Genomic DNA, 9,136 nt, shown 5'->3' on the forward strand with positions numbered 1-9,136 from the left:
CTAGCTTCTGACGCTCCTCTTCCGTTTCCACGGTCTTCGGCGTGAACTGCGCGACGTCGGCGACGAAACTCGCTCTGGCGGGAATCACATATTGTGGCGCGGCATCGAGCACGAGACGGACATCGGTGCCGATCGCCACGCGACCCGCTTCTGCAGTGGGCAGGAAGAACGTCATGTAGACGTCGCTGAGATCGACGAGGTTGAGAACGCGTCCACCGGCCGATAGCACCTCGCCCGGTTGCGCCACGCGGTACTGCACGCGCCCATCGCGCGGCGATCTCAGTGTGCTGTCAGCGATATCGGCTGCTATGCTTTCGATCGCCGCCTTCGCGGCCTCGACGGCGGCGCGCGCTCCCTCAGCCGCGGCCCGGTCGTTGTCGAGTGTTTGCTGGGAGGTGGCGTTGGTGCGGATCAGTTGTTCGGAGCGCACCAGCTTTCTTTCCGCTGCGTCGCGCTCCGCCTCACGCTGCGCGACCACGGCATCCGTAGCCGCCCGCTCGGCTTCGCGCTGAGTAACGAGACTTTTTGCTGTATCGACACTGATGACTGCCCGCTGCGATGACGCCTGCGCCTGGCGCTGCTGGGCCTCCAGTTGCGCCGTATCCATGCGCGCCAGCACCTGGCCGGCCGAGACCAAGTCGCCCTCCTGCGCCAGGATTTCGCGTATGCGGCCTGCGATCTTGGTCGAGATGTCGATCTCGACCGCCTCGATACGACCGTTTCCGCCGACGATACCGGCTGGCAGGCCCGGATTTTCATAGGTTTTCCACGCGAAATAGCCGCCCGCCAGGGCTACCGCACCGATGACCGGGAAGACCCAGCCGTTCGTCGACTTCACCATTGTGTGACCTGTGCCGTGTTTTCCGTTGCATGCGAATGTCGAAACAAGCTGTTCCGCATGAAGTTCTCACTCGATCAAAAACCGCCCGGAAGGCGACACCATATCCGGGAGAATCCGGGAGACTGAGTGAGCCTCCCGGTGGGAATTCAGGGCAAGCAAATGCATCCGGCGGCGCACGGTCGCCGCCACCCAGCGTCTCATAAGAGGTATGACCGAGCAGTCGATTACATAGCGCTACCTGGAGGTAACGCTGCTCTCCCGACTCAGCGCGAACAGTCGCTGTCCCTCGTCGATCCAGTTCGCCACGGCCTTTTGTGCAAACTCGGACTGGCGCGCGAACACGTCCTGGGTCCCTTCCGCTTCGGACAATTCCCTGAGGTAGTCCGCCTGAGCCTGCAACTGACGGGCAGTAGCACGAAGCGCATTGCGATAAAGCCCCACGTAGACTTTCGCCGGAGACTGACCCAAATCCTTCAACCAACTCAAATCCGGAAAATAAAAATAGCCACCATCAGCGTTTACCGATTGATTCTGAGAATCATTTTGCACATTTGACATCGCTATCCCTCCTAAAAAGTCTGCAAATTGCGCTTTATCATCGGATTCTATTTATATTAAACATATCAACGATAGCGGTCGCCGACCGTTGACAACTATTGTCATCACCTGTTGACTTGACACGAATATAAGTCTACATCTTGGGTAACGTCAACCGGATATCGCAGAGAAAAATGCCACAGACTACCATCAAGATCGGATCGGGGGATTCGACGCGCGAACGCATCCTGAAAGCCGCCATGTTGCGTTTCTCGGCGCATTCATACGAGGAGACGGGGTTACGCGATGTGGCAGCGGACGTTGGTGTCGATCCCGCCTATGTGCATCGCTGCTTCGGCTCGAAGGAAAAGCTCTTTCTGGAAGCCGTCAGGGCCGCGGCACGGCCCGAGCGTTTGTTTTCCGGGGATGCTGACGAACTTGCTTCCACCCTCGCCAGTGAACTTTTTGCCGAGCGCGGGGAAAACGAGATCCGGTCGCTCGACATCGTCATTCGCTCGTTCTCGAGTCCAGCCGCTTCACGCGTTCTGCGTGACAGCCTCATGGAGGACTTCGTGGGCCCACTCTTGAGGAAGCGCGGTCAGGTGTCGGAGAAACGCGCCGCGCTGGTCGCCGCCTTTCTCATTGGTGCGGGCATCCTGAGGGACGTCGTCAGGGCCGATCCGCTTCTCGGACAGGACGAGGGAGAGCTCCAGGAAATCATCGTGCAAACGATTGAGGAACTGATGAATGGCGACGCAGTTCAGGAGGGCGATGCCCGGTGCGCGCCTGCGCCAGATCACCGGGGACGATGATCAGGTGCCTTCCCGCACCGCGCGAAAGCTTGCCCGGTGCCATACGACGCACTGATACGCTTCGGCTCGACCGCGCCGTCGCTCGAAGCCCCCACAAAACAAGCGTCCCGCCCGCAGGCGGGGCTGCAATCACAAGACAACTTTGCGGAGTGAATCATGAAACAGGTTCTTGAGATGAAGAAGATGCTGTTTGGCGGCATTGTCGCCGCAGGGCTGGCCGTGTCCGGCGTTGCCGTTGCCGCTGACCTTCCCAGCCGTCAGGTCGAGCCGGTCGCTCCCATCGCGTATGCGCCGGTCTTCACGTGGACCGGCTTTTACGTCGGCGTCAACGCCGGTTATGCATGGAACACCAACGACGACAACGACGTCTATGTCAACGGCGCCTTCTACAAGTCCGGCAACGACGACGGCGGCTTCACCGGCGGTGGTCAGATCGGCTACAATTACCAGATTGACCAGTTCGTCATCGGTGTCGAGGCCGACATCAACTATGCCGACCTGAAGGGCAAGAACAACGCCTGGGGCTACGCCGGCATCGGTTCCTCCTCGAACGGCATCGAGTGGTTCGGCACGGTCCGCGCCCGCCTTGGTTTCGCCATCGACCGTGCGCTGATCTACGGCACCGGCGGTTTCGCTTATGGCGGCGGCAACAGCAACGGCTTCGTCTACAACGGCGTCTACTACTCCCAGGATGACGATACCCGCACCGGCTGGACGCTGGGTGCCGGTGTCGAATACGCCTTCACCGACAACATCACGGCGCGCGTCGAGGGTCTCTACGTCAACCTCGGCAAGGAAGACCGCAACTTCTTCGCACCGACGATCTACAACAAGCGCAAGGACACGGAGTTCGGCGTCATCCGCGCCGGCCTGAACTACAAGTTCAACACGTTCTGAGTGCGAACGGGCACTGAGGGTTCTGCCTTCTTCGGTTGCAGCATACTGATTTACAAACCGGATCAGGAAAATGCGGGGCCGATACCGGCCCCGCTCCAAAAAATGGAGATTCACAAGCTAAGCCAGACGGTTGAAAGTCGCTTGCCGCAGGCTCGGCCTTTGGCGCTGTTCACGGGGGAGAAAACGAATGGGTCGCATCGGTGGAAAAGTTGCATTCGTTACAGGCGCCGCCCGCGGCCTGGGCCGTGCGACTGCACTCCGCTTCGCCGAGGAAGGGGCGGACCTGCTGCTCGTCGACATCCCTGCTACCGAACAGGATCTTGTCTCGGTCTGCGCTGCTGTCGAGGATCGCGGACAGCGTGCGCAGCATACCCTTGCCGACGTCCGAGACCTCACTGCCATGGAGCAGTTCGTCCAACAGGGCGCGCATGAGTTCGGCCGACTGGACATCGTCGTCGCGAATGCCGGGATCATTACCTGGGGTCGGTTCTGGGAGATGGACCCGCAACGTTGGCGGGACATGATCGACATCAACCTGACCGGCGTCTTCAATACCTTTCGCGCAGCCGCACCGGCAATGATCGGGGCGGGCAATGGAGGCTCGATCATCGCCGTCAGTTCGGTTGCAGGCATCAAGTCGCTTCCCGGCCAGGCGCACTACAGCGCCGCCAAGGCAGGAGTGGTGGGGCTGGTGAAATCCGCCGCGATCGAGCTTGCTCCCTATCGCATTCGCGTCAACTCGGTCCATCCCTGGGGCATGCGGACGGCGATGAGCGAGGATAATCCGGAAATGCAGAAGCTGTTCGAGGACAATCCGTCCTACGCCGCCGCAATGGGCCAAATCCTGCTCGACCCGCCGGTTTCGGAGCCGGAAGATGTCGCAAACGCGATCCTGTTTCTCGCAAGCGAAGAAGCACGCACCATCACTGCCGCCCAGGTCCCCGTCGATCATGGAGCAACGAAAATTTAGCTTCCCAAGTAGTGATGTCTACAGGTCATGCCGATACCGACATTGGGAGCAAGATCGCGCAAGCCGGTTCCCTCCGGGCTGGAAAACAACAGCAGGTCAGGTCCCTTCGATCGATTCATTGCCGAATGACGGCTGGCAAGCCGTCACTCATAGTCTCCTCGTGTGGATCCATAGCGTTCCGGTCCCGGCGCGGGCTCCACCGCAGCCATACCGGATAAAATGCAGGTAGACGCTTTTTTCTCATTCACGATTGCAGTCCTTCTGCTGCTTTCCGGCAAGATCGTGACAATGAACGTCGTGCTCTTGCGCAAGTATTCCATCCCTGAGCCGGTGGTGGGCGGCTTGCTGTGCACATTGGTCGTCACCGCCGTTTACGCTTTCTCCGGGCAGAAGATCGGCTTCGAGTTGGGGATGCGAGACTTTCTGCTTCTTCTTTTCTTCGCAGGCATCGGCCTGAAGGCGGATGTGCGCAGTCTGCTGACGGGAGGCAGGCCTCTGGCGATCTTGCTTGCCCTGGCTATCGTATTCATGCTTTTGCAAAATTTTACCGGCCTGGCAATGGCGTCGATGTTTGGGCTGGATCCCAGGGCGGGCCTCATGGTTGGCTCGATCTCGCTAACAGGTGGCATCGGCACAACCCTCGCCTGGGCTCCCATTTTTGCCGAACGCCTTGGTATTTCGAATGCCATGGAGCTCGGAATTGCCGGCAATACCATCGGACTCATTGCTGCCTGCGTTATCGGCGGGCCGATCGCGGCCTTCCTCATGAAACGGCATCGTGTTGCCGCAAGCCACGATACTGACCTCGACATCGGTGCATCCTTCGAAAGGCCGCAATCCAGGCTGGACTATTTCTGCGTGCTCTGGGCTATCCTGGCACTGAACATTTGCTTGATCATCGGTTTGAGCATCAACAACCTGATCGCAATGAGCGGCTTCACTGTCCCGGCATTTGTAAGTTGTCTCCTGGCCGGGATCCTGATCCGCAACCTGGTGCCCTATGCGATCGGCGCGACGATCCAGCGTCTTTGGCCGGGCGTCGAGGATGGGCTCGCACTCGTATCGGACTTGGCGCTAGGTCTCTTTCTGACGATGGCCCTCATGGGGCTGCAGCTCTGGCAGCTCGACGGCGTGTTTACCTTTGTGGCCTGCGCGCTGACGGTTCAGATTATCCTGTCAGCAATATATACTGCGGTGGTCGTGTTCCGCTTCATGGGAAGGGACTACGAAGCGGTTGTCATATCGGCGGGCTTCGGCGGCATCACGCTCGGTTCGACCGCGACAGCCATCGCCAACATGACGGCGGTGGCGCAGCAATACGGCGCCGCACACCGAGCGTTTATTGTTGTCCCGCTCGTCTGCGGCTTCTTCATCGATATCGTCAATGCTGTCATTATCTCGGCCTTCGTCGAATGACAGCCAGACGCCCCCCGATGATCATCCCCTTATGGACGGGATCGGCTGAAATGTCTGGTACAGTGATTGGCGCGGCGCTAGCGTGGTTGGTGTCGCTGGTACGGGTCGGCCGGCCTGCGCAAGGATGAGGTTTTCGTCGGCATCAACTATGCGATGAATATCGGAAGGGACCCGACTGCCTAGACCGTGTCATCGTTTCACGGAACCGATGACACGGTCTAAGTTTTTTATTTTGAGCGAATGCTTATCGATCAGATGATTCCATCTACTCGGAATGCGCTCTAGACACTGTTGCAGTCAGGTTCTTGAATCCTATGTCACCGGCATTGAATTTGTCGCCTATGACACGAAAGAACTTAAGGCCGCTGATGCGTCGAACCCGCACCTGACTCAACTATGAGATGCAGCCAGTGTTCTCACGAAACCTCAACTTCCATAAGAGCGAACATTGCAGATACGCCGACGAACTTAAATATACATGCGAACAGATTATTCATTTAATAAATCACAAGCGGCGTCCTTTCGACTGGACTTCTGTCGGCAACAGAGCGGTAGTGGATTGCGGCGACGGGCAATCCGGTCGCGGATGAGCCCTGGAACCTGAGCGGTCCAGGGCTCGGGGTGGTGCAAGCGGACGCATCCCGCGTTTCGCCCACAGAGGACCCCCCATGCCCCGTCGTTCCCGCTCCAATCGTACTCAGCCCGAGATTGAGCCAAACACCATCGTCGCCGCAGCGGGTAGGAATAAGACGAATGCCAAGTTCCGAACCACACCGGAAGATGATCCGACTCCGTCTTTGGCCTCGCCCAATCCGCCCTCCGGCAAGCTGGCCACGCTTCTCGACCAGACAAGCCAGCCCGCCGGTGCCACCATCGACGAACTCATCGGCGCGACTGGCTGGCAACCGCACACCGTCCGCGCCGCCTTCAGCCGCCTCAGGAAACGGGGCTTCCCGATCGCTCTTGTGACCGATGCCGATGGTCGCAAGGTCTACCTGCTCGATCCGAAGGAGGGCTGACCCTTGACCCTCGTTGACGATGTTGCCGTCATGGGTTCGGCTGACGTTACTTCCGTGCCTCATGGTCGGTCGAGGACGGTCGATCTTCGGGCGGAACTGCCGACCCGGCTTACTGCTTTGGGCACCATGGACCGAGACGCCCTCGTTAGCGAATGGCGACGCCAGTTCCGGGTGAACCCGCCCGAGCGCATCCGGCGTGATCTCCTCGAACTCGGCACCGCCTGGAAGCTTCAGGAGAAGGCGTTCGGCGGCGTGAAGAAGGCCGTGGCTGCAGAACTGCAGGAACTCGCCCAGGCGCTCGCCACCACCGGCGACATCCGTCGGGCCAAGGCTCCGCGCCTGAAGCCGGGTGCCCGGCTGGTGCGGGAATGGGGCGGCGTCACCCACGAGGTCAACGTGACCGAGGCCGGTTTCGTCTGGGACGGCAAGAGCTGGAAGTCCCTTTCCGCCATCGCTGAAAAAATCACCGGAGCCCATTGGTCGGGACCGCGCTTCTTCGGCCTTGCCTCAAGGGCAAAGACGGCTATTCGGAGTAGGGCGAACCTTCGCGCTGTGGATGGCGAGGAAGGCAGCGATGCGTAGGAGAACCCGACCTGCAGTCGGAGCGCCAACGACGGCCTCGATGGTCCGATGCGCCATCTACACCCGTAAATCCTCCGAGGAGGGACTGGAGCAGAGCTTCAACTCCCTAGATGCCCAGCGCGAAGCCTGCGAGGCCTACGTCGCCAGCCAGAAATCGGAGGGCTGGATTGTTCTTCCCCGGATGTATGACGACGGCGGTTTCTCCGGCGGCACCATGGATCGTCCGGCGCTACGGCAGCTTCTGGCCGACGTCGAGGCCGGTCTCGTCGACACGGTCGTGGTCTACAAGGTCGATCGCCTGACCCGCTCGCTCGGCGACTTCGCCAAGATCGTCGAGGTGTTCGACAAGGCCGGCGCCTCCTTCGTATCGGTGACGCAGTCCTTCAACACCACTACTTCCATGGGCAGGCTGACGCTCAACATGCTGCTGTCCTTCGCGCAGTTCGAGCGCGAGGTCACCGGCGAGCGCATCCGCGACAAGATTGCCGCCTCCAAGGCCAAAGGTATATGGATGGGCGGCCGGCCGCCGCTGGGCTATGAGGCCCGAGATCGCAAGCTCGAGATCGTGGAGGCCGAGGCGCAGACGGTCCAGCATATCTTCGCGCGTTATGCCGAACTCGGTTCCGTCCTGGACCTGCGCGAGGAACTGGCCATGGCCGGGATTGTCGCCAAGCGTCATGTGTCCGCGGGCGGCAACGTGACCGGCGGTGGCCTCCTCGGTCGCGGCGCGATCTATCACCTGCTGCAGAACCGGCTCTATCGCGGTGAGGTCCGTCACAAGGGAACGATTTATCCGGGACAGCACGCAGCGATCGTCGATGAGGGCCTGTGGGACAGGGTGCAGGCCGTGCTAGCGGAAAACCGGGTGGAACGGGCGGTTCGTCCTGATGCCGCAGCCCCCAGCCTGCTTGCCGGCCTCGTGCGGGACGCGGACGGGATCGCTCTCACCCCGACCCACGCCAACAAGAAGGGGCGGCACTATCACTATTACGTCAGCCATGACCTCATCGCTGGACGGAAGGGCTCCAGTGTTGACGGACCAAACCGCCGCAGCGCGGCGCGCCGCATCCCGGCGAGGGATCTGGAAGGCATCGTTGAGGGACGCCTTACCGAATTCCTTGGCGATGCTTCGGCGATGGACACGATCGTCGCACCCCGGGCTCGGGATGTGGAAGAGCGGAGGGAGTTTGTCGCCCGAGCCGGTGACCTCGCGCATCGCTGGCCGAACCTCTCTCCGACGGAAAGGATCTCCGGCCTGCGGCAGCTGGTGAAGACCATCATTGTGACGCAGGACGCGGTGACCATCACCGTCCGCCCCGATGCCATCCTCGCCTTGGTGCGGGGCGTGATCGACACGATCACGGCCGGCCGTACAGTTCGCCATGAAGACGACGGCGAAACCCTGACCCTGTCGGTGCAGGCAACGCTCAAGCGGGTGGGTATGGAGATGCGGCATCTGGTCGATGCACCGCAACAAACCGCAAACCCGACCGCAGCCTGCTGCGGCTGCTTGCCCGCGCCCAGCGGTTCCGCGAACTGATGCTGGAGGGCGATGGCACGTCCATCACCGAGCTTGCCCAGGCGAACGGGGTCACGCCATCCTATTTCACCCGTATCGTTCGGCTCGGATTTCTGGCACCCGATATCACTTCGGCGATCCTTGATGGACAGCAGCCGATCGAACTATCCGCCAAACAACTGTCACTCACCAGTCTGCCAAAGGATTGGTCGGAGCAGCGTCGCGAGTTCGGATTCGGGTGACCTGGACGAAACCTCTGGATCCGCTCAATTCTTGCCTCGCCATATCGGCGGGGTTCTTCGTTCCCGGTTCGCCGCGCGGTTCATGCCCGCGAGGAACGACGAGAGCAGCATCCGGCAAGCCGTACCACCAAAATGGCTTCGGGAGATATCTGCGGGTAACGAGCGCCGGTTCTGGTACTGACCCGGTCTCTCCACCCGGCTGCACCACCGCCAACGGTGCATGTCTTTGAACTTCCCGCACTAATCGGGCAGGTCGCGAAAAGTCAAAAAACACTGAGAAATCAAGTAGTTATGGCGGAGA

Annotated in this window: 10 protein-coding genes; 8 read left to right on the forward strand and 2 right to left on the reverse strand. The window is 60.4% G+C overall.

What is annotated here, in order from left to right; translation table 11 throughout:
* Together FHS82_RS20745 and FHS82_RS20750 are read right to left on the reverse strand one after the other, a co-directional pair.
* Positions 1-841, reverse strand: an 841-nt coding sequence (locus tag FHS82_RS20745) for an HlyD family secretion protein (RefSeq protein WP_166956690.1), incomplete at its 3' end; no start/stop codon positions are given.
* Positions 842-1,075: 234 nt separating this feature from the next.
* A complete protein-coding gene (locus FHS82_RS20750) occupies positions 1,076-1,399 on the reverse strand; it encodes a phasin family protein (protein ID WP_166956693.1) in 324 nt (107 codons plus the stop codon).
* A 173-nt stretch (positions 1,400-1,572) separates the two neighbouring features.
* Here FHS82_RS20750 and FHS82_RS20755 point away from each other — a divergent pair, with 173 nt between their 5' ends.
* The 8 genes from FHS82_RS20755 (at position 1,573) to FHS82_RS20985 (ending at position 8,835) form a co-directional block, all read left to right on the forward strand.
* A complete protein-coding gene (locus tag FHS82_RS20755) occupies positions 1,573-2,190 on the forward strand; it encodes a TetR/AcrR family transcriptional regulator (RefSeq protein ID WP_166956696.1) in 618 nt (205 codons plus the stop codon).
* 156 nt (positions 2,191-2,346) lie between these two features.
* Positions 2,347-3,087 (forward strand): outer membrane protein, encoded by a 741-nt coding sequence (locus FHS82_RS20760; protein WP_246225487.1) that lies wholly within the window; start codon positions 2,347-2,349, stop codon positions 3,085-3,087.
* A 187-nt stretch (positions 3,088-3,274) separates the two neighbouring features.
* A complete protein-coding gene (locus FHS82_RS20765; RefSeq protein WP_166956699.1) occupies positions 3,275-4,057 on the forward strand; it encodes a mycofactocin-coupled SDR family oxidoreductase in 783 nt (260 codons plus the stop codon).
* A gap of 219 nt (positions 4,058-4,276) precedes the next feature.
* Positions 4,277-5,473: a sodium/glutamate symporter gene (gene gltS, locus FHS82_RS20770; RefSeq protein ID WP_166956702.1), complete on the forward strand. Its 1,197-nt coding sequence runs from the start codon at positions 4,277-4,279 to the stop codon at positions 5,471-5,473.
* A 797-nt stretch (positions 5,474-6,270) separates the two neighbouring features.
* Positions 6,271-6,492, forward strand: a complete 222-nt coding sequence (locus FHS82_RS20775; RefSeq protein ID WP_166956705.1) for a DUF3489 domain-containing protein — start codon at positions 6,271-6,273, stop codon at positions 6,490-6,492.
* 3 nt (positions 6,493-6,495) lie between these two features.
* The gene (locus tag FHS82_RS20780; protein WP_246225488.1) at positions 6,496-7,074 is read left to right on the forward strand and encodes a DUF2924 domain-containing protein; all 579 of its coding nucleotides are present in this window, start codon (positions 6,496-6,498) and stop codon (positions 7,072-7,074) included.
* A 40-nt stretch (positions 7,075-7,114) separates the two neighbouring features.
* Positions 7,115-8,614: a recombinase family protein gene (locus tag FHS82_RS20785; RefSeq protein WP_208394398.1), complete on the forward strand. Its 1,500-nt coding sequence runs from the start codon at positions 7,115-7,117 to the stop codon at positions 8,612-8,614.
* Positions 8,614-8,835: a hypothetical protein gene (locus FHS82_RS20985; RefSeq protein ID WP_208394399.1), complete on the forward strand. Its 222-nt coding sequence runs from the start codon at positions 8,614-8,616 to the stop codon at positions 8,833-8,835. Before FHS82_RS20785 ends, FHS82_RS20985 begins: the two co-directional genes overlap by 1 nt.
* The last annotated feature ends 301 nt before the right edge of the window (positions 8,836-9,136 follow it).

The organism is Pseudochelatococcus lubricantis (assembly GCF_011762225.1).
Classification (GTDB): domain Bacteria; phylum Pseudomonadota; class Alphaproteobacteria; order Rhizobiales; family Beijerinckiaceae; genus Pseudochelatococcus; species Pseudochelatococcus lubricantis.

What these genes read in the sequence shown, in the direction of transcription:
- FHS82_RS20750 (WP_166956693.1), bottom strand. Translation starts at nt 1,399, where the DNA reads ATGTCAAATGTGCAAAATGATTCTCAGAATCAATCGGTAAACGCTGAT.
- FHS82_RS20755 (WP_166956696.1), top strand. Translation starts at nt 1,573, where the DNA reads ATGCCACAGACTACCATCAAGATCGGATCGGGGGATTCGACGCGCGAA.
- FHS82_RS20760 (WP_246225487.1), top strand. Translation starts at nt 2,347, where the DNA reads ATGAAACAGGTTCTTGAGATGAAGAAGATGCTGTTTGGCGGCATTGTC.
- FHS82_RS20765 (WP_166956699.1), top strand. Translation starts at nt 3,275, where the DNA reads ATGGGTCGCATCGGTGGAAAAGTTGCATTCGTTACAGGCGCCGCCCGC.
- gltS (WP_166956702.1), top strand. Translation starts at nt 4,277, where the DNA reads ATGCAGGTAGACGCTTTTTTCTCATTCACGATTGCAGTCCTTCTGCTG.
- FHS82_RS20785 (WP_208394398.1), top strand. Translation starts at nt 7,115, where the DNA reads ATGGTCCGATGCGCCATCTACACCCGTAAATCCTCCGAGGAGGGACTG.
- FHS82_RS20985 (WP_208394399.1), top strand. Translation starts at nt 8,614, where the DNA reads ATGCTGGAGGGCGATGGCACGTCCATCACCGAGCTTGCCCAGGCGAAC.